Source organism: Pseudomonas guariconensis, assembly GCF_040822035.1.
Lineage (GTDB): Bacteria > Pseudomonadota > Gammaproteobacteria > Pseudomonadales > Pseudomonadaceae > Aquipseudomonas > Aquipseudomonas guariconensis.
The window spans coordinates 2,076,670-2,100,151 of record NZ_CP162012.1 but is presented as its reverse complement, the minus strand read 5'-3'; the positions used below and the strand labels follow the sequence as shown (position 1 = coordinate 2,100,151).

Here is a 23,482-nt window from a genome sequence, read left to right as displayed (position 1 = left end):
GCGCAGCGGGCGCGGTGCCACGCCGCCGTGCCCGCACCTGACCGCTCAGCGGGTACCGAACTCGAACGAGGGCACGAAACCCGAGCCGAGCAGGTAGGGGCAGTTGGAGTCGACGAAGTCGTCGCTGAGCAGATCCTCGGCACTGTTGTAGCCGTCCGTGTAAACGCCGGTGAGCCCCAGCAGCGTATGCGGCAGGGAGGCAATGCTCACCCGTTGGTCTTGGCGTTGCTTGAGTTTTTCGAGCTTCGCGCTCTGGTGGCGCGACACGTTGTCAGTGGCCCAGACGAACGCCGAGACCGACAAGTCGTATTCATTGCCGATGCCATGCCCCAACAAGCCGCGATCATCATCCATGAGGTTCTGGCCATGATCGGAGCTGTAGACCAGCACTGACGGTTTGTTACTGGCCTCCAGTTGATTCATGAGGGTGTGCAACAGCCAATCGGTGTAGAGCACGGTGTTGTCGTAATGGGCGACGAGTCTGTCCTTGGCGCTGTCGGTGGCGGGCTGGAACTGCCCGAAGCTGTCCGGATACCGGCGCTCGTAATCGAAATGGCTGCCTTTGATGTGGATGAAGATCGCCTGCTTGGCAGCGGCCGAATGCAGGATTTGCTCATGTACAGGCAGCAGCGCGGCGTCATAGCTGCGCTCGAAGTACTGCCGGCTGTGTGCCTCGGCGGCAATCTGCGGAATGATCCCACCAAAGCTGTCGACCTCCTGGACAGACAACCAATGGGTCTTGTAGCCCGCTGCACGGTAGATGCCCACCAGGGATTTGGTCGAGGCGATCTGGTCCCAGTCGGAGATCGGCGACAGGCTCAGCATCGACGGCACGGCAAACGCGGTGTAGGGCGCGGTGGTGCACATGCGGTTGAACTTGAACAGCCCCAGGCGCTTGTCCAGGTTCGGTGTGGTTGGCTTGTGGTAGCCGTAGAGCGACCAGTTGTGTGGCCGTGAGGATTCGCCGATCACGAAAACGAGGGTTTGGATGTTCGAATCGTTCGAGACACGAGTGATGTTGACCTCGGTGTCCTGGCGCTGCTTGATGTATTCGAGGGTTTCGCCGTGCAGGTAGGCGGTCAGGGCGATTTGCGACAGGTAACCCACCGGCGTGCTCTGGTCCTTGGCGACCAGGTCGAGCACGGCGCCCTTGCCCAGCGAATTGACCGTCACGGTCTTGTAGAAGTACGCGCCATACCCCAGCAGCAAGGCGCACAGGCTCAAGGCGAACAGCGACCGGCTCTTGGGCAGCCGACGCCGGTACAGGCCGGCCAGACCGATCCCGTAACAAGCCGCGAATACCGCCAGCACGAACGTAATGGACTTCCAGTAAGTCAGCAGGAAGTCGGTCGTTTCCTTGTAGTTGGTCAGCCCGATGAACAGGTAGGCCGCCGTCAACCGGGAGTTGAAGTTGAGCGTCAGGAACAGGTCGATGGTGGCCAACAAATAGAACGGCAACAACCCAACATGAAGCTTGAATTGATCGGTGGAGGCAAAACGGATCGCCGCCAGCCACAGCAACGAGATGGCGACGGTGTAGAGCGCCAGCAGGTCGATCTTCGCGTACGGGTTGGCGAGGGTGCGGATAATGATGGGCGATAGTAAAAACGCCCAGAGCACCAGGTTCGGCCATTCCTGCTTCAACGTGGGAAGTTTCATTTTCTAATGCTCGTCGGGCGCCCATGGGAGAGGTGCGTCCCTGCGCGATACCCCGTTGCTGGCATACGAACGAGCATAGATCATCGGGCTTCGCCTTGGACGCCGGCGCTGACGGTTGCGGCAGGATCATCCCCGAGCATAGCCAGTTAGTCCAAACAGACGATTTACCCGGCAAGTCCCCCATCAATACTGCCCTTCCCCATACCCCGCGAGGCGCAGCATGACCGCTCATCATCCGGCTCCCATCGCTACCGACGCGCTCAGCGCCTTGCTCGCCTTGGTCTATCAAGGCCCTCTCGAATCCACGCCTTGGGGCAGCTTTCTCGAACAGTTGCGCCAGCGCCTTGACGCCAGCTTCATCACCCTGGTGCTGCGCAACCCCGAGCACGAACGCCCCGGCCTGATCGTCAACGCCTCCAGCCACGGTCCGCTGCTGCCCGGCGAGCCGTCCTACAGCGAGTACTACTATTCCATCTGCCCGTTTCTCGACTGGCCAGCCAATCAAGTGGCTACGGCCGACCAGGTGATGGGCAGCGCGCTGTGGCTGGCCCACGACTTCTACCGCAACTACCTTCAACCGCTGGACCTGCGCCACGTACTGGTGGCCAACATGGTGACCAACGCCGGGATGCACTGCGCCTTGTTCGCCAGCCGCGGGCACACCGGTGCGGACTTCGATGCCGGGGAGGTCGCCCTGGTGCGCCTGCTGCAGCCACACGTGCAGCAGGCGGTGGACCTGCACTCGGCCGTGGACCAGCTGGACTCCGAGCGCCAGCTGTATGCTGCGACCATCGACCGCTTGATGGTCGGTACGGTGATCCTCGATGAGAACGGCCGCAAGCTGCGTTGCAACCGCGCAGCCCAGCGGCTGTTCGACGAAGGCGATGGCCTGGTGTGCCGGCAAGAGAAGCTGTGCGCCTACCTCAACCACGAGAACCGCGCCTTGCAGCAAGCGGTCCAGGCCGTGCTGCGCCAGCGCCAGCGCGGGCTGGATGAGCTGGAGGTGCTCACCCTCTCCCGCCCCAGCGGCCAGATGCCACTCAACCTGCTGCTGCGGCCGATCCCGCTGAACTACCAGGCCGGCAAAGCCACCCGCAGACCGGCGGTGGCCCTGTTCATTCGCGACCCGGCCGACTCGCCCCAGGCCTCGCGCCACCTGCTGCGCAGCCTGTTCCAGCTCACACCCATGGAAACCGAGGTGGCAATGCTGGTGATGGACGGGCAGACCCTGGACGAAACGGCGGACCTGCTGCATGTGTCGCGCAATACCGTGCGCGCGCACCTGCGCGGGGTGTTCGCCAAGACCGGCGCCACGCGCCAGGCGCAGTTGGTGAAGACCTTGCTCAACAGCGTGGCGTCGTTGGGGTAATCTGGCTTGTACAGCAGCCCCAGGAGGCCACATGCCCTACCCCATCGAGCAGAAACTTGTCGTCGGCGTCGCCTCCAGCGCGCTGTTCGACCTGACCGTGTCCGATGACATTTACAAGACCGAGGGGGTCGAGGCGTACCGCCAGCATCAGGAGCAGAACCTCGACGAGCCCTTCCCCAAGGGCGTCGCCTTCCCATTCATCCGGCGCTTTCTGAGCATCAACAAGGCCTTCCCGGCGCAACTGCCGGTAGAAGTGGTGCTGCTCTCACGCAATTCGCCCGAGACCGGCCTGCGGGTGTTCCGCTCGATCGACCACTACGGCCTGGACATCACCCGGGCGGCATTCATGTCCGGCCGCTCGCCCTACGAGTACATCCCGGCCTTCAATGCCTCGCTGTTCTTGAGCGCCCACGAAGAAGACGTCCAGCGCGCCATCGACGCCGACTACCCCGCCGGCCTCGTGCTGCCCACGCGCATCTACGACGATGAAATCGACACCGAGCTGAGGGTGGCTTTCGACTTCGACGGTGTGATCGCCGATGACGAGGCCGAGAGCGTGTACAAGCAGCATCACGACCTCGGCGAGTTCCTGGCCCACGAGCGCGACCGCAAGGCCATCCCCCACCAGCCAGGCCCGCTGGCGGACCTCTACCGCAAGCTCTCGCACATCCGCACCCTGGAGGACCAGAAACTGGCCCAGTGCCCGGACTACCAGCGCATCCTGCGCATCGCCATCGTCACCGCGCGCAATGCGCCGTCCCATGAGCGGGTGGTGACCACCTTGAAGAACTGGGGCGTGTCGCCGGACGAGTCGTTCTTCCTGGGCGGCATGGAAAAAGACCGCGTGCTGTCGATCCTCAAGCCGCACATGTTTTTCGACGACCAACGCAGCCACCTGACGTCCGTGGCTGGGGATCTGCCGATGGTGCATGTGCCGTTTGGGGTGGCGAACAAGCGTCGGGAAGCGGGCAATGCGCTGGCCGAACCTGCAAAGGCGGAAAGCGAATAAGTTATCCGCCAGCGCCGGGATGCCTCATCCGGGCGAGTGCTGATCGAGGCTCACGGACCAACGGTGGGTATCCAAGCACATCAACTTTTCGAGCACATCACTCGCCTTCCATCACCTTGACCACCCTCCCCCCAGCCTCCATGCTCAAACGCTTCCACCACGACTCAAGGATCGATACATGAAGCTGGAAACCCTGGCCATCCACGCGGGCTTCAGCCCCGACCCGACCACCAAGGCTGTGGCCGTCCCGATCTACCAGACCACCTCGTTCGCCTTCGACGACACCCAGCACGGCGCCGACCTGTTCGATCTGAAGGTAGCCGGCAACATCTACTCGCGCATCATGAACCCCACCAACGACGTCCTCGAGCAGCGCATGGCGGCGTTGGAAGGCGGTGTCGGCGCCCTGGCCGTGGCCTCGGGCATGGCCGCCATCACCTATGCCATCCAGACCGTCGCCGAGGCCGGCGACAATATCGTCTCGGTGGCCAAGCTCTACGGCGGCACCTACAACCTGCTGGCCCACACCCTGCCACGCATGGGCATCCAGACCCGCTTCGCGCCGCATGACGATATCGCCGCCCTTGAAGCGCTGATCGACGACCGTACCAAGGCGGTGTTCTGCGAATCCATCGGCAACCCCGCCGGTAACATCGTCGACCTCCAGGCCCTGGCCGACGCCGCGCACCGCCACGGCGTGCCGCTGATCGTCGACAACACTGTCGCCACCCCGATCCTGTGTCGCCCCTTCGAGCACGGTGCCGACATCGTCGTGCACTCGCTGACCAAGTACATCGGCGGCCACGGCACCAGCATCGGCGGCATCGTCATCGATTCCGGCAAATTCCCCTGGGCCGATAACAAAGCACGCTTCGCCCTGCTCAACACCCCCGATCCGTCCTACCACGGCGTGACCTACACCGAAGCCTTCGGCCCTGCCGCCTTCATCGGCCGCTGCCGCGTGGTGCCGCTGCGCAACACGGGCGCGGCGTTGTCGCCGTTCAATGCGTTCTTGATCCTGCAGGGGCTTGAGACCCTGGCCCTGCGCATGGAGCGACACACCGAAAACGCCCTCAAGGTCGCCCACTACCTGCAAGGGCACCAACAGGTCGCCTGGGTGAAGTACGCCGGCTTGCCGGACCATCCGGAGCACGCGCTAGCGCGCCGCTACACCGGCGGCAAACCGGCGTCGATTCTTTCGTTCGGGATCAAAGGCGGGCAAGAAGCCGGCGCACGCTTTATCGATGCGCTGCAGTTGGTGGTGCGCTTGGTGAACATCGGCGATGCCAAGTCACTGGCCTGCCATCCCGCGTCCACCACCCATCGCCAACTCAATGATGAAGAGCTGGAAAAAGCTGGGGTACCAAGGGACATGGTGCGGCTGTCGATCGGGATCGAGCACTGCGATGACATCATCGCGGACCTGGCGCAGGCGCTGGAGGCGAGCCGCGGGTGACGGGTTGCAATCGTTGACAGGCCCTGGCCTATTCGCGGGTAAATGGGAGTGGCGCTCCGGCGCTCCAATTTACCCGCGCAGGCGTCCACAAGGACGACGCCGTCATCAGAAACCTAACGCCTACGCATTCGTTTGAGCTGTCGGATCAGGCGTCGCTGGCGGGTGCGGCGCCTGCGCATGACGCAGAGGCGTTTCCAGAGGCCTCGAAAGCGGCGGGTGTTCAGTAGCCATAAGGCAATCAATGAGGGAAGCAAGACCATCAGAGTTAAGACGGGCTTTGGTGATGTCTTGTAGATGAAGGATGCACATAAGAAACACACCACGAGTAAAACAATTAGGCTTTTCAGTGCGCGAGGATGAGCCCTCGATACAAAAAAGACTAGACAAACAGTAAAAAACGCCAAGCCTAAGCCCACAAAATACATTAAACCAACTTTATCGCGGCTCAATGGAATTACCTGAGTGATGCTAAACAACGCAGCCTCACCTGCCATCAGTGTAAAAAAGTAAATAGCCAAGAAGATCGTAAGACGCCGCCTTATCGCCCAAGGCAACGGTTCGTAATATATCATTCTGGATCAAACTCCATGACGTTTACGGCGATCGCTCGAACACCCTTCCGAAAAAATCGCCTTGTATTGGTGCACTGGCTATTCGTGGCTAAACCCGCTAATACGGCCTTCGATAAGGCGTAGCTATCGGCAGGATCAGAAACTAACGCCTGTCGGTTCGCTTCAGTTGCCTGATCAGGCGCCGCTGGCGGGTGCGGCGCCTGCGCATGACACATAGGCGTTTCCAAAGCCCCCGGTAGCGACGGGTGTTCAGTAGCCATAATGCTGTCAAAGGCAAAATAGCGAACATGACGACGATCTTAGGATTTGGCGTCGCCTTGTAACCTGCCAGAATGCTCACGAGACACATCACCAGTATCACCACGAGCGTTTTGACCGCTCGTGGATGAGCTCTGAGCACTAAGAACGACTGCACCCAGATAAACAGACTCAATACGCTCGTCGCAACAAACATTTCCAGCTCTTTTGGAAATCCAAAAGTCATCCACTTCGTGACAATGACCACTGAAGCCCCACCGGAAAGTACAGTGAGCACCATGCTAATCAAGAAGACCCAGATATAGGGCCTGATCCAAACTAGAGGCTTTCTGAGTCGCATCATTCTGAATCAAACTCGATGAGAGTGCCTTTAATGGACTGAACCCGAGTTCGGTCCACTTCTAAAACCACCTTATTTTTCTGTACTAGCTTATTCGGCGCTCCGACTCACCCACGAATACGTCCGCAAAAACGACGTCGTTATCAAAAGGATCAAAATTTTAACGTCTGTGCGTTCGTTTGAGCTGCCTGATCAGGCGCCGCTGGCGTGTTCGGCGTCTGCGCATGACGCATAGGCGTTTCCAGAGGACTCGGAAGCGGCGGGTGTTCAGCAGCCATAAGGCAATCAATGAGGGAAGCCAAGCCATAAGAGCGAGCATAGGCTTAACTGACATATTGTAGGTCAAAAAAGCGCATCCAAAAAACACTAAAAGTAAAATGATGAGTATTCTTAGCGCCTGAGGATGAGCTCGCAATACAAAAAAACTTTGAATAGATATGTAGAATGCCAAGCCTATCCCGACAACATATTCCACACCTACCGTATCGAGACGAAGCGGAAGTGCGTGAGCGATTCCCGACAACGCAGCAGCACCTGCCATCAATGTAAAAACATAGATAATCGCGAATATCGGAAGATACTGTCTAACCCCCCAAGGCAATGCTTCACCGGGCATCATCTTTTTTCAAACTCCATGACACTTATGGCGATCGCCTGAACACGCGAGCTTCCGACCACAGTTAGTATACTCGTAAAAAATTCCTTTATGAGCACAGAGGTGGCTCGATTCACCTCTGCCGGCACCAAGCGCTTCTCCACTTCACCCGCACGCTGCGCGAGTTTCAACTGTTTTTTTGTGAGACTCGGATGCTTGAGCCGCATCAACTCATAAGTAAGTGCTTTACGTTGCTGTCGACTCAATGGCTGCAGAAGCCGTAACCAACTAAGTCCGGTTTTAGCTTTACGGATTTGCAGAAATCTAATTGTATTGACAGACCATCCCGTCACACCCAGCAGCGATATTGCATCCAATAACTGGGAAACGATCCTATACCACTCTTGACTATCTAGAGCATCCACTCGATCACGATCGTTGTACTCATGGTAACTCCGGATACCACCTATGAGGCACTGTCCGGCAGCCGCCACCGTTCCAGCTGCGCCCAGATAGAAGAGCGGCAACGCGAGGCCGGCTGAAACTGCCGAGAAACCGCCACCACCTATCATGATAACTCCACTCAGAATAGCGCCAACACACGCGAGGCCTGCGTTTGCCACCTCCGCAAACAGCCGAGACTCGCGCGAACCTCGCTGAACCTGCTCCACATACTGCTGCGGCGTAACATGCCGCCTCAGCTCTTGAATCACCACCCGCTTCGGCACCACACTGCACACCGCCTGAAACCTACGCAGGTTGACGATGTTGTACTGCGCATCGATATAAACCACCCCCGCCCCGATCAGCGCCGGGTCGGCATCGATCACCGCAAACAACCGAGGCAGATCGATCAGTTGCTCGATGCGCATCCGCGCCAGGTAGGTCGAGGGGCGTGCTCCGAGTTCGTCCAAGCGTGTAAGTCTCATCAAGCATCCTGTCTGAAGAACCGAGATGGCGGAAAACCAGTCGCCGCGTGCAAAACCCGTAGCGTACGGAGCCCCTGATGGCCTGTATGTCGGTGCCTTCCGAAGAACCTCGTCATCTCCCTGCCCGCCCCTTCGAGGCCTTTTCGCCGGCCCCGAATAGCCGCCTCAGCAACGGCGCGCACAAGGGTTGACCATCAACACTGGAGCACCGCATGCTCGGTCACACCCGCCTGTGCTCAAGGACCGATTGCATGAAGCCGGAAGACCGCGCCATCCCCAGGCCCTCTGCCCCCCCGGCACAATCGACGCGGACGAGCCGCCGGCAATGACGCTCTTCTACCTCAAACTCATCGTCACCCCGCTTCTGATGTGGGCCGTCTCCCTCGCTTCGCGGCGCTGGGGTGGCCTGCTGGGTGGATTGTTGTCCGGCTTGCCCATCACCTCCGCGCTGGTGATGACCTTCCTATGCCTGGAACAAGGCACCGCCTTCACCCTGAACGCAGTACCCGGTGCGCTCGGCGGCCTTGCAGCGGTGCAGGCGACCTACGTCTGCTATCTGTATGCGACCCGCCGTACCGGCACAGGCTGGGCCGTTCTGCTGGCCTTGGCGCTCTACGCCGTGGCCGCCTACGCCTTTACCCACGGCGGCAGCCTGTACCTGTCGATTGCCGTCTCCGTGGCGCTGATCGCCTGGCTGATCCGCGCGACCGACCGCGAACCCAAGCCAGAGCTGTTGGCCAAACCCCGTCATCGCTACTGGGAAATCCCCCTGCGCATGGTGGCCGCCACCACCTTGCTGATGGTCACCACCGGCTTTGCCAGCTGGCTGGGGCCGGCAGCGAGCGGGATGCTGGCGCCGATTCCGGTGATTGCCTGGCCATTGGTGGTGTTCGCCCATGTGCAGGGCGGGCGCGCGGGGATGGCGGCGATGGTGCGGGGCAATGCCATCGGGGCGGTGGGGGTTATCGCGTTTTATCTGGTGGTCGCAGGGTTGCTGGAGCAGTTGGGGATCGCGGCGACCTTTGCCTTGGCCGTGGTGCTGGCGGTGGTGTTGACCGTGGCGCTGGCAGCGGTGTTGCGCCGTAGACGCTGATGCAGCATTAGAAACGCCCTGCAAATCATTAAAGATCTGCAAACCCAGGGCGATCTAACAGGTTGGACCTTCTTTTCGCGACTTCGGACAGATAAGTGCAGTCGAGTATCCAACCGCTCTTCCAGACCCTGCAGCAGCAATACCTTTCCAGGCTCGACAACTGGAATGAGCTGATACAAACCCCTTTCCTGGAGATGCTCGTCGTCTGGGGCATCGTGACGTTTTTCGCCTCCATCATCCCGTTGAAACTGAGCACCGCCCGCGGATTGATGCTGGGTTTTGTCATCGCCATCTGTGGGGCGGTGATCATCACAGCAGATATCGCAGCTGACAGCCTCAGTGCCAAGAAACGCTTGATCGATGTAGAGCAGCAATTATCCGGGCTCGAAACGCCGGCCCCTGGGAGTGGGAGGCTCACGCCTGACAAGACCACCAACCCTGCACCCAATGCCGCCTCATTGAAAAACGAGCGCGAGCGATTGCTCGGCAAGATCGAGCTGGCTGGCGTGCTGACCACCTTCACCGCCATGACACTCGGGGGGCTGGCCGGTGGGTTGCTGACGGCCGCAGTGAGTATGCCGAGAAACCGGCAGGAAGAAGAACGCCAGGAGAAACCAGTACTCGAATGCATTCTGAACGGGTATTTCTACCTGTTCGCCTTCATCCTGACGTCCTCGCTGATCCTCCTGGCCGGCGAGTACTTCTTCCTTGCTCGCAGGCTGACCGACACAGGAAGCGCCCACCCGCTCCTGCTCATCCCAATTATCGGGTTCCTGTTGAGCATCGTGTTCAGCGGCATTGCCTTCGACAGAACACGCAGCCACTTGAAAAAAGACAAGCCGCAGTTGTTCCAGCAATCATTATTTGGGCTGTTTGCGCTGTTCTTCTATCTCAATACGGTTGCCCACGTCTGGTACGACATCGGGGCGATCTCCATGACCTTGCACATCCCCGTGATCCTGGCCTTGTCCCTCCATGCCCTGCATCAATATCGCCAACTCGAGCGCAGATGACACTGTCAACACGCCAGCTTGAGACCCGCCAAGAGAGCGCCATGACCGAATTCACCGTTGTCGATATTTCCTGGTCCGATCGGATCAAGATCCACTATGACCCCAACGAACAGGTGCACGGGCTGCCGGAGGCAGACGGTTTTCAGCGCACCGGTTTTTACTGCCTCTACGGGCGTCATCCGGTCTATGGACCGGATGTGCTTCTGTATATTGGCGAGACGAAAATGTCCGCCACTGGCCGGTCTTTTCGGGCGCGGCTGGGGGAGCATCTGAAGGGCCGGTTCTGGTATCACGCCAATCTCTCGGTCTCCCTGGGCACCCTTGAAGAGGGGCAACAGCTCACCGCGCAAGCAATCCGCGCCGTGGAGTCGGTGTTGATTGCAGCGCACAAACCGGCGCTCAACCGCCGCCATATTGACTGCGCGCTGCCGGGTGCGGAGCAGTACTTGATTCGCAACTGGGAGTTCCCGGGGGCGCTTCAACATGAGTGCTCGGGGTATTACTGGCGCTAGCCCCCAGCACTCCCCTGATGAATCGCAAACACCTGCATCTCCACCAGGTAACCGTCGCCCAGGTCAGCGCCGACGCAGGCACGCACTGGCTTTGGGCAGCCCTCAAGCCAGGCGTCGTACACCTCGTTGACCCGGTCGAAATGGCTGTAGTCCGCTAGCCATAACTGAACCCGGGTCAACTGGTCCTTACCGATGCTTGCCTCGGCCATCAGGCCATCGATGATCGCAAGCACTTGCCGGAGTTGCCCCTGCACATCCTGTTGCAGGTCGTGGGCGGCGATACCCGCCGTTTCGAACAGGCCTCGGTAGCTGACGGCCAGCGACATCCGGTCGCCTGAGGCATGACGTGTGATCATCGATGTGTACTCCCTTGTGCATTAACTCAGTTGATTGATGCAGACCACCTTGGGCTGGGTCATGTCTTCATAGGCGAAGCGCACACCCTCGCGCCCGAGGCTGCCGTACTTGGAACCGCCGAACGGCATGGCGTCGAAGCGGTAGTCCGAGGAGTCGTTGATCATCACGCCACCGGCCTCGATGCGCTTGGCCAGTGCAAGCGCGGCGGACAGATCCTGGGTGAACACGCCGGCATGCAGGCTGTACTCCGGCGCATTGGCCAGGGCGATGGCCTGCTCGCGATCATCGAACGGCGCCAGCATGACCACCGGTGCGAACGCTTCTTCGCGCCACAATTGGCTGGCGTGGGAGACCTGCTCGAGCACGGTAGGTGCATAGGCGGCGCCCTCGCGCTGGTGGCCGCACAGCAGCGTTGCCCCCTCCTCCAGCGCCTGGTCCACCAGGGCCTCGACCCGTCGTGCCGCGGCCTCGGTGATCATCGGCCCCATGTCGGTTTCGCGCCGGGCGGGATCGCCCAACACCATCGAGCGTGTCAGGGCGACGAAGCGCTCGCGGAACGCCTCATAGATCGAGGCGTGCACGAGAATGCGCTGGGTACCGATGCAGTTCTGCCCGGCCGCCCAGAATGCACCCGAGACGCAGGCCTCGACCGTGGCGGCAAGGTCGCAGTCTTCCAGCACCAGCACCGGGGCATTGCCGCCCAGGTCCATGGCTAGCTTCTTCAGGCCCGCGTTACGCGCAATCTGCTCGCCGGTAGCGAAGCCGCCGGTGAAGGAAATCATACGGACTTCACGCACCGCGACCAGGGCCTTGCCCAGCTCGGCGCCGCCGGTGGCGACAGTGACCACGGTGTCGGGCAAACCCGCCAGGCCCAGGTATTGCACCAGCTTGATGGCCGACAGCGGGGTCAATTCCGAAGGCTTGAGAATGACCGCGTTGCCCCCGGCGATGGCCGGGCCAAGCTTGTGGGCCACAAGGTTCAGCGGGTCGTTGTAAGGGGTGATCGCCAGGATCAACCCCAGGGGTTCGCGGGTGAACCAGCCTTGGCGCGATTCCGAGCCTTCATAGGCATCGAAAGGCACCACTTCCCCGGCGTTGCGCCGCGCTTCCTCGGCGGAGAGCCTGAGGGTGTTGATGCAACGCTTCACTTCTTTTTCGGCCTGGCGCAGGGTCTTGCCCGCCTCGTCGACGATCAGGCCGGCGAAGTCCGCCGCATCCCGCTCGATGAGCCGCGCGGTATTTTCCAGGATGCTGGCTCGGCGATGCCGAGGCAGTGCGGCGCTGTCGCTGACGCCCTGGCGAGCGCGGGCCAACAGGCCCGGCACGTCCTGGACACCGAGGTTTTCGACGCTGCCGACGAGGCTGCCATCGAAGGGGCTGTACACGTCGATCAAGGCGGGCTCCTGCAAGGAAACCCGTGGCAGGTAGGACAGATTCATGGGGTTGCTCCTCAGGCCGAGTGCTTGGTGGCGTGGATGGCGACGATGTCCGACAGCAAGGCAAATGCGGTTTCGATCCGCCCGGCGCCAGGGCCCGACACAGTCACGGCGCCCAGCAGTTTGGTATCGAATGCGACCGCGTTGGTGGCGCCGCTGATGCCTGCCAGGGGGTGGTTGCCGGGTAGCGGGCGGGCTTGCACGCTGGCCTGGACCGAGCCGTCCTGGTTACGGCTGGCAGCACCGATCAGCTTCCAGCGCTGGCCCGAGGCCAGGGCCTGCTGGATATCGTCGCAGGTGATCGCGCTGATGCCGCTGCACGCCACATCGCTGACCTGCAGGCAGGCGCCCAGCAGTTCGTTGGCCAGAATGACCACCTTCAGGCGCACGTCGTAACCTTCGACGTCGGCACTCGGGTCCGCTTCGGCGTAGCCCAATTCCTGGGCCTTGGCGACCGCCTCTGCAAAGCCAAGGCCTTCTTCCATGCGCGTCAGCACATAGTTGGAGGTGCCGTTCAGAATGCCCTCGAAACCGACCAGCCCTGCTCCGGGCAATGTCTGGCGTGCCATGCGCAGGACCGGGGTGCCGCTCATCACGGCGCCTTCGTACTCGAACGACACCCCCTTGGCCTTGGCCAGCGCCTTGAGCGACTGGGCATGCAGGGCAACCGGCCCTTTGTTGGTGGTGACCACATGCTTGCCCGCCTCCAGCGCCCAGCGGCAGAAGGTGGCAGCAGGTTCGCCATCCTTGGGATTGGTGAATGTGGCCTCAGCGATGATGTCGGCGCCGGACTGCTTGATCACCGCCTCATTGAAGGCCTCCGCCGAGCCTTGTGCCAACTGCGCCAGCGCCCCCTTGCTGGCCGGTAGCGCGACCAGGGTGGCGGCATCCAGGCCATCGCGGTCGATGGCCGACCCCAGGAACAGGTCGGTGACGCCGACGATCTTCAGGCTGAAACCCAACTCCTGCTGCCAGCGCGCATTGCGCTCGGCGATCAGCTGGGCCAGGGCGCGGTTCACTCCGCCAAAGCCAACGAGTGCGATCTTGTATTCAGTCATGCTGCGTGGTCCTTCTCAGGCGATTGGTCGATGGGGTTAGCCTAAGAGCCGGGCCATGCCAGTTGAATATGGCAATCCGCTGTATTTATTGGCCAATCTGACCAGTGCCTGGCGCCTGCTTTTATGCCGGCCACACGAAAAACGCCGCCCGGGTCGAGCCCGGGCGGCGTGGTTCGGCAGCAGGTGTGCGCAATACGGTGATGGGCTCAGATCACGCTGGACAGCACGAACGAGGTGACGGTGTTCTCGACGCCCGACATGGCGGCGATTTCCTTCCAGACGTGGTGCACCCGCTCGGGGCTGGCGGCCTCCACGCGCAGCAGCAGATCGAACTCGCCGCTGAGCACTTCGCACTGGACCACCTCGGGGATCATCCGCAGCGCATCCAGTACCGCCTCCCCCCGCATGCGGTCGTAGCGGTAGACGAAGATCACCGCGTTGATCAGCGAGGTGGGCCGCCGCCCCTCGCCGATGCGCAAGGTATAGCCCTGGATGGCCCCATCGCGCTCCAGCCGTTCGATACGCTGGCGCACCGCATTGCGCGAGAGATTCACCTTCTGCCCCAGCTCGGCGTGGGCAATGCGTGCGTTGGCGGTGAGCTCGGCGAGAATGCGCTCGTCCAACGGGTCGAGAATGCGCTTCATCGCGCGGCCTGCAACTGGATCAGTGCCTCGTGCAGCCCCGCCAAGTCATCCCTGCCCAGGCGCGGCGCGGCCGTGGTGCCGGTCGGCTGGGCCGGCACCGCACCGTGCCAGGCGCCCAGCTCGGCCAGCAGCGTGGCGGATTTTTCAGGCGCGAACTGGCCCAGCGTGACGATGGGCGCGCCAATGTTGCGCCGGTGCAGGCGCCCGGCGAAGGCGCCGGTCGCGGTGTGAGGGTCCACGGCGCTGCCGGTCTCGTGGAACAGCGTGACGATCTCTTCGCGGATCAGCGCATCGTCCACGGCGTAGGAGTCGAACAGCATGCGCGCCTGCAACCACTGGCGGTTGCCGATGCTCAGTTCGCCGCAGTCTTCGAAGTGCTCCATCAGCGCCCGGGTCGCACCACCATCGCGGTCGTACAGCTCCCAGACAAACCGCTCCAGGTTGGAGAACAGCGAGAAATCCATGGCCGGCGACAAGGTTTGCCGGGTGGCCGAGCGGCTGTAGCGGTTGCTGTGGATGAACCGGTGCAAGGCGTCGTTGCGGTTGGTGGAGACGATGATCTGGTTGATCGGCAGCCCCATCTTCTGCGCGATGAACCCGGCGTAGATCTCGGCGAAACTGGCCGTGGGAATGCTGAACCCCACTGGCCGGATGCCGCCGCCCAACTGCAGCGCCGCATGGAAATAGAACACGATCTGCGCCAGCACACCGACCCAGTTGCTGGAGTTGAAACTGATCGGCATCAGCGCCGGGCACGGCCAGGCCCGCAGCAGGCGTGAGGCCAGGGACTGGCAGTCATCGAAACTGCCATCGACCGCCATGCAACTGACGCTGTCGGAGTCGGCGCTGTTCATGATCGCAGCGCGGTCCGGCGGGGTGCCGGCGGACGGATACAACGCCAGCAGACGCGCCGTCGGGCAATGACGCAAGGCATCGATGGCGGCCACGGCGGTGTCGCCATTGCTAGCGCCGACCCACATCACCCGCTCGCACGCCTGGCCCAGGAAGTGGCGGATCAGCCGCGCCTGCAACTGCGCGGCGAAGTCCTTGGACGAACGTGTCGGCCCGTGGAACAGCTCCAGGATCCACTCGTTGTGGCCGATCTGCTGCAACGGGGCGATGGCCCGGTGCTGGAACCCGCGGTAACTGTCGCTGACCAGCGCGCGCAAGGTCGGCTCATCGAGGGTATCGCCCACGAAGGGCGCGATGACACGCCAGGCCAGCTCATCGAACGGCAGCCACGACCATTTGGCGATTTCCTGTGGGCTGAACACCGGGAGGGACGCCGGCACATACAGCCCGCCGTCCTCGGCCAGCCCGGACAGCAGCGCCGTGCGGAAATCAACTCGTGTCTGGGTACCGCGCGTGGATGTGTACTGCATCGTTGCTCCAGGTGAATACTCGTGATTAGCGGTGCGCCATGGCCACCAGCCAATGGCTGAAAGCCTGGGCATCCGGGGTCAGGGCCTCGCCCAGGCCCCGGACCAGATAAAACGACTCGCTGGCCTCGATCCGCTGGCTGAACGGCGCCACCAGACGCCCCTCGCGCAGCAGGTCTTCGGCCAACGAGGAACGCGCCAGGGCCACCCCCAGCCCGGCCTCGGCCATGCGCAAGGTGGACACCAAGGTGTCGAACTGCATGCCGCTGGAATAGTCGACCCCCTCGGCCCCGACTCGCTCCAGCCAGTACCCCCACCCCTCCTCGTAGCCCAATACATGCAGCAGCGGCAGACGGGCCAGGTCGCGGGGCTCGCGTAGCGGGCAACGGGCGAGCAGCGCCGGCGAGCACACCGGCACCAGCACGTCATGGGTCAGCCGCTGCGCCTCAACCCCCGACCACTGACCGTTGCCCCAGCGAATCTCCAGGTCATCCTCGGCATCGAGCTCCTTGACCCACAGGTTGCTGATGTAGCGCAGATCCACCTGCGGGTAGGCATGGCGAAAGTCAGCCAACCGCGGCGCCAACCAGAAGTGCAGGAACGACAGGCTGCCGCGCACCTTCAACGGCCGGCGCTTGCGTTGGCCAAAAATCTCGTTGGTGCCCACCGCCAGGCGGCTGATGGCGTCCTGCACCACCGGCAGGTACGACTGCCCTTCTTCGGTCAACCCCAGCCCCCGGGGCAGGCGCTTGAACAGCGCCACCCCGAGTTGGCTTTCCAGGTGGCGAATCTGCTGGCTCACGGCGCCCTGGGTGAGGTGCAGCTCCTCTGCCGCGTGGGTGAAGTTCAGGTAGCGGGCCGAGACTTCAAAGGCACGAAGCCAGTTCAAGGGGGGCAAGGTTTTCTGGCTCAAGGGCGGCTCCTGATGACAACGTTCGGCGATGGCCTAGTATCGCTGTGCTCAGGCGGCCTCGGTACCGGGCGCGGCAATTTCCGGCGCCTGGCTGCGCGCCTTGAACTTGCAGGTCAGCCAGTACACGAAGTAGCACCAGGCAATGAACGGCAAACCAAAGTACAGGGCCACGCGCTGGGCCGGGTCGAAAGCGATACCGACGCAGGCCAGCAGACAGCAGAAGATCGCCGCCAGCGGCACGAACGGGTAGCCCCGCACGCGGAACTTGAGGTCTTCGAGCTTGCCGCCGTGGGCCAGGTAATGCCGGCGGAAAGCGATCTGGCTCACGGCGATGCTGATCCACACCACCACCACCGCCAGCCCGGAAATCGACACCAACGCCAGGTAGATGGTGTCAGGGGCGAACACGCTGCTCAGCAAGGACGCCATGCCGCCTGCCATGCTCAGCACGATGGCGTTGACCGGCGTGCCACGACGCGACAGCGAGGCATACCGGCGCGGCATGCTGCCCTGATCGCTCAAGGTCCAGAGCATCCGCGCGGCGGCGTACAGCCCGGAGTTGGCGGCCGACAGCAGCGCGGTGATGATCACGAAGTTCATGATGTCCGCGGCATAGGGGATGCCGATCATCTCGAAGACCATCACGAACGGGCTCTCCACCAGCCCGGCCTGTTCCCGAGGCAACAGCGTGGCCAGCACGAAGATGGTGCCGATGAAGAACAGCGCCAGGCGCAGCACCGTAGTGCGGATGGCCTTGGGTACGTTCTTTTCAGGGTCACGGGTTTCGCCGGCGGCGATACCGATCAGCTCGGTGCCGGAGAAGGCGAACGCCACCGCCAGCAAGGTCATGGCAATCGACCAGAAGCCGGTTGGGAACAGCCCTTCGCGGGTGAAGTTGCCCAGCCCGACGCTGTGCGCCTGCTCGATCTCGAAACCACCGAGAATCGCCCCGCCGCCCACCACCAGGAACGCGACAACGGCAAGCACCTTGATCAACGACAGCCAGAACTCAGTCTCGGCGAACGAACGCACCGAGATGATATTGCTGATGAACACCGCGGCCCCGAACAACGCACTCCAGATCCACACCGGCGTGTCCGGGAACCAGCGCACCATCAAGATACCGGCAGCGGTGAACTCCGAGCCGATGGCCACCGTCCAGGTCAACCAGTACATCCAGGCGACCATGTAGCCGGTGCCCGGGCCGATGTAGCGCGTGGCGTAGCTGCTGAACGAGCCGACTTCCGGCATGTGCACGGCCAGCTCACCGAGGCACATCATCACCAGGTACACCATGATCGCCCCCAGCACGTAGGCGATCACCGCGCCCAATGGGCCGGCCTGGTTGACGGTGTAGCCGGACGTCAGGAACAGGCCGGTGCCGATGACACCGCCCAACGCCAGCATGACGATATGGCGGGTTTGCATGTCCTGTTTGAAGGAGTGCACCGAAGCATTTTTACTTGTCGTTGTTTGCACGGACATTGTGGGTTTCTCATGAATGTTGGCGGGCAAGGGCGTAGCAACGACCTCGTCTTGGCAGAGCGAATCGAATGGCCTTGCATCGTTGTTGTTGTTCTACTTCATGAAGGGGCACCCGCCCTCCCGAGCGAGTGCCGCGCGACAGCTCAGGCGGGCAGCTCAATCGTGCTGCACGCCACATCACCGTGCAGTTCCTTGGCCTCGGCCAGCTCCTGACGGACGGCCGTGCAGGCTTGCGCCAGGTCGGCCAGCAGGTCGTCGGTTTCTTCGATGCCGACCGAAATGCGCACCAGGCCTTCGCAGATGCCCAGCGCCAGGCGCTCCTCCAGCGTGTTCTCCACGTGGCTAGTGGTGCGCGCCGGGCCATAGATCGTCTCCACCGCCCCCAGGTTGCCCGCCCGGTGGGCGTACTTAAGACGCGGCAGCAAGCGCGCCACCGTCGGCATGCCGCCCTTGAGCACGAAGCTCACGATGGCGCCGAAGCCGCGCATCTGCGCCTTGGCAATGGCATGGCCCGGATGCTCGGGCAAGCCTGGGTAGTTCACCGCCTCCACCAGCGGCTCGTGGCTCAGGTACTGGGCCAGGGCCAGGGCGCTGGCCTGTTGCTGGCGCATGCGCAGGGCCAAGGTCTTGATGCCCCGGATGATCAGGTAGGCCGAGAACGGGTCCAGGGCCGCGCCGTTGATCTCCCGGTAGTGACGCACCTGGGCCATCAACGCCTCGGCGCCGCACACCACCCCGCCCAGCACATCACCGTGGCCGGACAGGAACTTGGTGGCGCTGTGCACCACCACGTCCACGCCCAGGGCCAGAGGGTTCTGGTTGAGCGGCGTGGCAAAAGTGTTGTCCGCCACCACGATGGCCCCCACCCGCCGCGCGGCGGCGCTCAGGCGGCGGATGTCCAGCACCTTCAGCGTGGGGTTGGTGGGGGTTTCGAGGTACAGCACGTCGCAGCCGGCTTCGATCTCACGCTCCAGCGCCTCGGTATCGAGCGTGTCGCACAGGCACACCTGCACGCCCATGCGCGGCAGGAACTCTTCGAAGATCTTGTTGGTGCCACCGTAGCTGTCGCGGGTCGACACCACGCGCTTGCCGGTGCAGAGGAAGGTGTGCAGCACCGCGCTGATCGCCGCCATGCCGCTGCTGAACGCCACTGCCGATTCGGCCTGCTCCAGCTGGGCCACTTTCGCCTCCAGCGTGGCAACCGTGGGGTTGCTCATGCGGCTGTAGATATAGCCCGGCAGTTTGCCCAGGGCCACGTCGTACCAGGCGTCGATGTCGTTGTAGCCGTAGGCGGCGCTGACCACGATCGGGGTCTGGGTGGCGTTGTAGGGATGCTGCACTTGCTCGCCGCTCCACACCACCTGTGTGCCGATACCGGCCACGCTGTTGTGCTCGAGGTTTTCGTTCTTGTTCATATCCGCTTCCCGCAGGCTGAGAGTCTTGCACCGATTCAAGATCGGGCCTTGGGGGGACTATAGGGATATGGCCAAAAGCTGAAAAACGATGGAATCCGGGGGTGAGGGGCGTTTTTTTTAATGGCTGTGTTGAGCGGTTTTACAGCACGAAAGCCCTGGAGCTTTCGTGCTGTAACGGTATTGCGGCCGAGTGCCGATCAGAACACCGACCATCCGATCCGTGAGCTGAGCAATTCGAGCGCCGCCATCCCGGCCAGCGAGTTGCCCGCGGCGTTCAACTCCGGCGACCACACGCAGACCGTGAACTGCCCCGGTACGATCGCGACGATCCCGCCGCCCACGCCACTTTTGCCGGGCAAGCCCACGCGGTAGGCGAAATTCCCGGCTTCGTCATACAGCCCGCTGGTGGCCATGATCGAGTTCACCTGCTGAGTCTGGCGCTGGGTCAGAATCTGGTTGCCGCTGTGCTTGCAGAACCCATCGTTGGCCAGGAAACAGAACGCCTTGGCCAAGTCCAGGCAGTTCATTTGCAGCGCGCAATAACTGAAATAACTGCGCAGCACCGTCTCGACCTCGTTATGGAAGTTGCCGAATGACTGCATCAGATAAGCCATGGCCGCGTTGCGCGCGCGGAACTGATACTCCGAGTCAGCGACCCGGGTATCGATCGCAATGTGCGGATTGCCCGACAACCGCCGCACGAAATCGCGCATCGACAACGTGGGCGCGGCGAAACGCGACTGGTTGATATCGCAGATCACCAGCGCCCCGGCATTGATGAATGGGTTACGCGGACGCCCGCGCTCGAACTCCAGCTGCACCAGGGAATTGAACGGCTGGCCCGAAGGCTCATGACCCAGCCGCTCCCAGATCGCCTCACCCGAGTGCTCGATCGCCTGGACCAGGCTGAACACCTTGGAAATACTTTGCACCGAAAACGGCACCAGCGCGTCGCCTGCGCAGTAATAACTGCCATCGTTGCCATAGACCGCGATGCCCAGCTGGTTCGCGGGCACATCGGCCAGCGCAGGAATGTAATCAGCCACTTTGCCCTTGCCGATCAAGGGACGCACTTCGTCGAGAATTTCGTTCAACAGCGTTTGCATGGAAGGCCCAGTCATCAGTCCCCCAGACGACAGCGAGGGGTGGCATTCTTGACGACAATCGAGTGGGAGAAATCACATGTTCGCGAAGAAATGGATGACGGGGCGTTCAGGCGTGTCCGTACTGTCGTAGTCTTGATGCCCATAACCTATGCTGTGCTCGGTTTGACGATGAACAGAAACTGCACCTTGCCAACTCCGGAAGCCGTGAACCAAGGAATGGGAGATTGAACATGCCAGCTTGCCCTTTGCCCGTTGACGAAGCGCTTCGCCAGCGCGCCCTCGATGACATGAACCTGGTCGATACCCCAGCCGAGCACTACCTCGATACCTTGGTACGGCTCACCCAGGATCTGGCCCACGTGGACACGGTGCTTATCAGCCTCATCGACCAGGACAGGCAGTGGTTCAAAGCCCGAATCGGGCTCGAGGTAAGCGAGACGACACGGAGTATTTCCTTCTGCGGCTACGCCATTCTCGGTGAAGATACCTTGATGGTCCCCGACGCCAGGTACGATGAGCGCTTCGTTGACAATCCGCTGGTGCTCAACGCGCCCCATATCCGCTTCTATGCCGGCCACCCGCTACGCGCTGGCAACGGCAAGGCCATCGGCACCCTGTGCATGTTCGACCCCCGCCCCCGCGTGCTCAGCGACGCCCAAAAAGCGAACTTCAAGGACCTGGCCACCCTCGCGGAGGGCTATCTGCAAATGCGCGCCTTGGCCCAGGCCAACCGCGACCTGCGCCTTGAAATGGATCGAGAGCACCGTAAAGCGCTGCTCGACCCTTTGACACAACTGTGGAACCGCGGCGCGTTGACCGCGTTTGAAGAGCACCAACGGCGCATGTCCGCAGCCAGTGGCTTACGACTGGCAGCGATTTACGCAGACCTCGATCATTTCAAATCCATCAACGACACGTACGGCCATGCAAGCGGAGACAAAGTGCTCTGTGAATGCGCCCGCCGCCTGCGAGCCGCCCTTCGCCCCGACGACCTGCTCGTGCGCCACGGCGGAGAAGAATTTGTCGCTATTTTGCAGGTCAACGACAACGAAGAACTGAAGCGGATTGCCGAGCGCATTCGTGAACAGGTCGGCAGCAGCCCGATGCAACTGCCCAGCACTCAGTTGAAGGTTAGCGTGAGCATCGGCTGCACCCTCTTCGCCCCGGGTGAAAAAATCGATGACGCACTGGAGCGCGCCGACAAAGGGCTCTATGCCGCCAAGCAGAATGGGCGTGACCAGGTTGTGTATGTCAGGCCGCCGGTGTGAGGGCGGCAGGCTGACTGAATCGCCTCTGGTTTCGTAGACACCTCCAAGCCTCATAATGAGGCCCAAATAGGAGGTGCCATGAGTCGTCAGCGTTACCCTGAAGAATTCAAGATCGAAGCGGTCAAACAAGTGACCGAGAAAGGCAAGCCTGTCGCCGATGTTGCCCAGCGTCTGGGCATGTCCGTTCACAGTCTCTACGCTTGGATCAAGCTCTACAGCAAACCCCAAGATCAGCGTCAGCAAGACGATGACCAGCAAGCCGAACTGCGCAAGCTGCGTGCTGAACTCAAGCGCGTGACGGAAGAGCGAGACATCTTAAAGAAGGCCGCCGCGTACTTTGCCAAGGAGTGCGGCTGAAGTACGCCTTCATCAAGAAGCACTCGACGGATTACCCGGTGCGGCGCCTTTGCCAAACCCTCAAGGTGCACCCCAGCGGCTACTACGCTTGGTTGGCCGAGCCTCAATCTGCCCGAGCAAAGGAAGATCAACGCCTGCTTGGCTTGATCAAGCATGCCTGGTTAGAAAGCGGAGGAGTGTATGGCTATCGCAAGATTCACGATGACCTGCGAGAGCTGGGAGAGATCTGTGGGCGAAATCGAGTCGGACGTTTGATGCAGGCAGAGGGGCTGCGTTCACAAACGGGTTATCGACGGCGCCCAGGGTTTTATGGCGGAAAGCCAACCGTCGCCTCGCCTAACCACCTTGCGCGGCAGTTCAAGGTCAGTGAGCCGAACAAGGTCTGGGTGACAGACATCACTTACATCCGCACCTATGAAGGATGGCTATACCTGGCAGTAGTGCTGGATCTGTTTTCTCGCCAAGTGATTGGCTGGTCAATGAAGCCCAGGATGGGCAGCGACCTGGCGATCGACGCGATGTTGATGGCCGTGTGGCGCCGCAAGCCACAGCAGCAAGTGATGATTCATTCAGATCAGGGCAGTCAATTCAGTAGCTCAGATTGGCAAAGCTTCTTGAAGGCAAACAACGTGATTAGCAGCATGAGTCGGCGAGGAAACTGCCATGATAACGCCGTAGCCGAGAGCTTTTTCCAGCTTTTGAAGCGGGAGCGAATCCGACGAAAGATCTACGCAACGCGTGACGAAGCCCGAAGTGATATTTTCGATTACATCGAGATGTTCTATAACCCAAAACGTCGACACAGCAGTGCTATGCAGCTGTCGCCAGTAGAGTATGAGAAACGCTATTTTCTGAGCTTGGAGAGTGTCTAGGAAAGCAGGGGCGATTCAGCTATCGGATGTAACAGGACATGGCGAAACGCCTGCCAAGGACCTTGTCTACACGATTGAAGCCTTCGAAAAGCTCTCTCCGACCAGAAACAAGATTGTGCATTGGCAGTGGGGTTTGAATGAAGGTGATGACGCCACGCTAACTGACCTAATCAAGCCAAAATCCCCCGATAAATCCAATGCAGTCATGTCTTTGGCTGATATTCGCGACAACTGCATGATGCTGATGCGCATTTATCAGGCTCTAGTGTTTGGCATTGAGGTGGTGACAGGGCGGATGACCAGAGAGCAGATTCTTGCATTCCGCGAAGGCACATCTCCCGAAAAGCTCTTTCGACCGTAAGTCGTGAAATGGGTCGGTCATCCGTT

Annotated in this window: 21 protein-coding genes; 9 read left to right on the top strand and 12 right to left on the bottom strand. The window is 61.4% G+C overall.

Going from position 1 to position 23,482, the window contains the following annotated elements; translation table 11 throughout:
* Positions 1-45 precede the first annotated feature (45 nt).
* A complete protein-coding gene (locus tag AB1N67_RS09680; RefSeq protein WP_102082459.1) occupies positions 46-1,659 on the bottom strand; it encodes a phosphoethanolamine transferase in 1,614 nt (537 codons plus the stop codon).
* Positions 1,660-1,879: 220 nt separating this feature from the next.
* Here AB1N67_RS09680 and AB1N67_RS09675 point away from each other — a divergent pair, with 220 nt between their 5' ends.
* The 3 genes from AB1N67_RS09675 to AB1N67_RS09665 all read left to right on the top strand — a co-directional run bounded on the left by AB1N67_RS09675 (position 1,880) and on the right by AB1N67_RS09665 (position 5,493).
* Complete coding sequence (locus tag AB1N67_RS09675) at positions 1,880-3,028, top strand: helix-turn-helix transcriptional regulator (protein ID WP_043213635.1); 1,149 nt, start codon at positions 1,880-1,882, stop codon at positions 3,026-3,028.
* Positions 3,029-3,059: 31 nt separating this feature from the next.
* Positions 3,060-4,037 (top strand): 5'-nucleotidase, encoded by a 978-nt coding sequence (locus AB1N67_RS09670; protein ID WP_102082457.1) that lies wholly within the window; start codon positions 3,060-3,062, stop codon positions 4,035-4,037.
* A 178-nt stretch (positions 4,038-4,215) separates the two neighbouring features.
* The gene (locus tag AB1N67_RS09665) at positions 4,216-5,493 is read left to right on the top strand and encodes a bifunctional O-acetylhomoserine aminocarboxypropyltransferase/cysteine synthase (protein WP_043213632.1); all 1,278 of its coding nucleotides are present in this window, start codon (positions 4,216-4,218) and stop codon (positions 5,491-5,493) included.
* 714 nt (positions 5,494-6,207) lie between these two features.
* Here AB1N67_RS09665 and AB1N67_RS09660 read toward each other — a convergent pair.
* Positions 6,208-6,603 carry a hypothetical protein gene (locus tag AB1N67_RS09660; protein WP_182941121.1) on the bottom strand — a complete coding sequence of 132 codons (396 nt, stop codon included), beginning with the start codon at positions 6,601-6,603 and terminating at the stop codon, positions 6,208-6,210.
* A 675-nt stretch (positions 6,604-7,278) separates the two neighbouring features.
* A complete protein-coding gene (locus AB1N67_RS09655) occupies positions 7,279-8,187 on the bottom strand; it encodes an NAD synthetase (protein ID WP_182941127.1) in 909 nt (302 codons plus the stop codon).
* 325 nt (positions 8,188-8,512) lie between these two features.
* Between AB1N67_RS09655 and AB1N67_RS09650 the strand changes: the two genes are divergently transcribed.
* The 3 genes from AB1N67_RS09650 (at position 8,513) to AB1N67_RS09640 (ending at position 10,805) form a co-directional block, all read left to right on the top strand.
* Entirely contained in the window at positions 8,513-9,280 is a 768-nt protein-coding gene (locus AB1N67_RS09650; protein ID WP_324725133.1) for a hypothetical protein, read from the top strand.
* 95 nt (positions 9,281-9,375) lie between these two features.
* Positions 9,376-10,293 carry a hypothetical protein gene (locus AB1N67_RS09645; protein WP_367863745.1) on the top strand — a complete coding sequence of 306 codons (918 nt, stop codon included), beginning with the start codon at positions 9,376-9,378 and terminating at the stop codon, positions 10,291-10,293.
* Positions 10,294-10,334: 41 nt separating this feature from the next.
* Positions 10,335-10,805, top strand: coding sequence for a hypothetical protein (locus AB1N67_RS09640; protein WP_139205755.1), 471 nt, complete (start codon positions 10,335-10,337; stop codon positions 10,803-10,805).
* On the opposite strand, the gene AB1N67_RS09635 is transcribed toward AB1N67_RS09640, so the two are convergent.
* The 9 genes from AB1N67_RS09635 to glsB all read right to left on the bottom strand — a co-directional run bounded on the left by AB1N67_RS09635 (position 10,802) and on the right by glsB (position 20,598).
* The gene (locus AB1N67_RS09635; RefSeq protein ID WP_090345643.1) at positions 10,802-11,131 is read right to left on the bottom strand and encodes a RidA family protein; all 330 of its coding nucleotides are present in this window, start codon (positions 11,129-11,131) and stop codon (positions 10,802-10,804) included. The genes AB1N67_RS09640 and AB1N67_RS09635 overlap by 4 nt on opposite strands.
* Positions 11,132-11,182: 51 nt before the next feature.
* Positions 11,183-12,601: an aldehyde dehydrogenase family protein gene (locus AB1N67_RS09630; RefSeq protein WP_090345641.1), complete on the bottom strand. Its 1,419-nt coding sequence runs from the start codon at positions 12,599-12,601 to the stop codon at positions 11,183-11,185.
* 11 nt (positions 12,602-12,612) lie between these two features.
* Positions 12,613-13,656, bottom strand: a complete 1,044-nt coding sequence (locus AB1N67_RS09625; RefSeq protein ID WP_367863744.1) for a homoserine dehydrogenase — start codon at positions 13,654-13,656, stop codon at positions 12,613-12,615.
* A gap of 206 nt (positions 13,657-13,862) precedes the next feature.
* Entirely contained in the window at positions 13,863-14,300 is a 438-nt protein-coding gene (locus AB1N67_RS09620) for an Lrp/AsnC family transcriptional regulator (protein WP_090345637.1), read from the bottom strand.
* The gene (locus AB1N67_RS09615; protein WP_090345635.1) at positions 14,297-15,682 is read right to left on the bottom strand and encodes a threonine synthase; all 1,386 of its coding nucleotides are present in this window, start codon (positions 15,680-15,682) and stop codon (positions 14,297-14,299) included. Before AB1N67_RS09615 ends, AB1N67_RS09620 begins: the two co-directional genes overlap by 4 nt.
* Before the next feature lie 25 nt (positions 15,683-15,707).
* Positions 15,708-16,592 carry a LysR substrate-binding domain-containing protein gene (locus AB1N67_RS09610; protein WP_090345633.1) on the bottom strand — a complete coding sequence of 295 codons (885 nt, stop codon included), beginning with the start codon at positions 16,590-16,592 and terminating at the stop codon, positions 15,708-15,710.
* 48 nt (positions 16,593-16,640) lie between these two features.
* A complete protein-coding gene (locus AB1N67_RS09605) occupies positions 16,641-18,020 on the bottom strand; it encodes an amino acid permease (protein WP_230387965.1) in 1,380 nt (459 codons plus the stop codon).
* A 200-nt stretch (positions 18,021-18,220) separates the two neighbouring features.
* Complete coding sequence (locus tag AB1N67_RS09600) at positions 18,221-19,492, bottom strand: cystathionine gamma-synthase family protein (RefSeq protein WP_090345629.1); 1,272 nt, start codon at positions 19,490-19,492, stop codon at positions 18,221-18,223.
* Between the two features lie 197 nt (positions 19,493-19,689).
* Positions 19,690-20,598, bottom strand: a complete 909-nt coding sequence (gene glsB / locus AB1N67_RS09595; RefSeq protein ID WP_043213650.1) for a glutaminase B — start codon at positions 20,596-20,598, stop codon at positions 19,690-19,692.
* A gap of 230 nt (positions 20,599-20,828) precedes the next feature.
* Here glsB and AB1N67_RS09590 point away from each other — a divergent pair, with 230 nt between their 5' ends.
* From AB1N67_RS09590 to AB1N67_RS09580, 3 genes are all read left to right on the top strand, one after another.
* Positions 20,829-21,866, top strand: a complete 1,038-nt coding sequence (locus AB1N67_RS09590) for a GGDEF domain-containing protein (protein ID WP_367863860.1) — start codon at positions 20,829-20,831, stop codon at positions 21,864-21,866.
* Between the two features lie 78 nt (positions 21,867-21,944).
* Positions 21,945-23,095 (top strand): IS3 family transposase gene (locus AB1N67_RS09585; protein WP_088136181.1). Its coding sequence is split into 2 segments (ribosomal slippage): positions 21,945-22,188 and positions 22,188-23,095, totalling 1,152 coding nucleotides; the frame shifts between segments, so codons are not numbered across the junction.
* A complete protein-coding gene (locus AB1N67_RS09580) occupies positions 23,088-23,456 on the top strand; it encodes a hypothetical protein (RefSeq protein ID WP_367863743.1) in 369 nt (122 codons plus the stop codon). Before AB1N67_RS09585 ends, AB1N67_RS09580 begins: the two co-directional genes overlap by 8 nt.
* Positions 23,457-23,482: the final 26 nt, after the last annotated feature.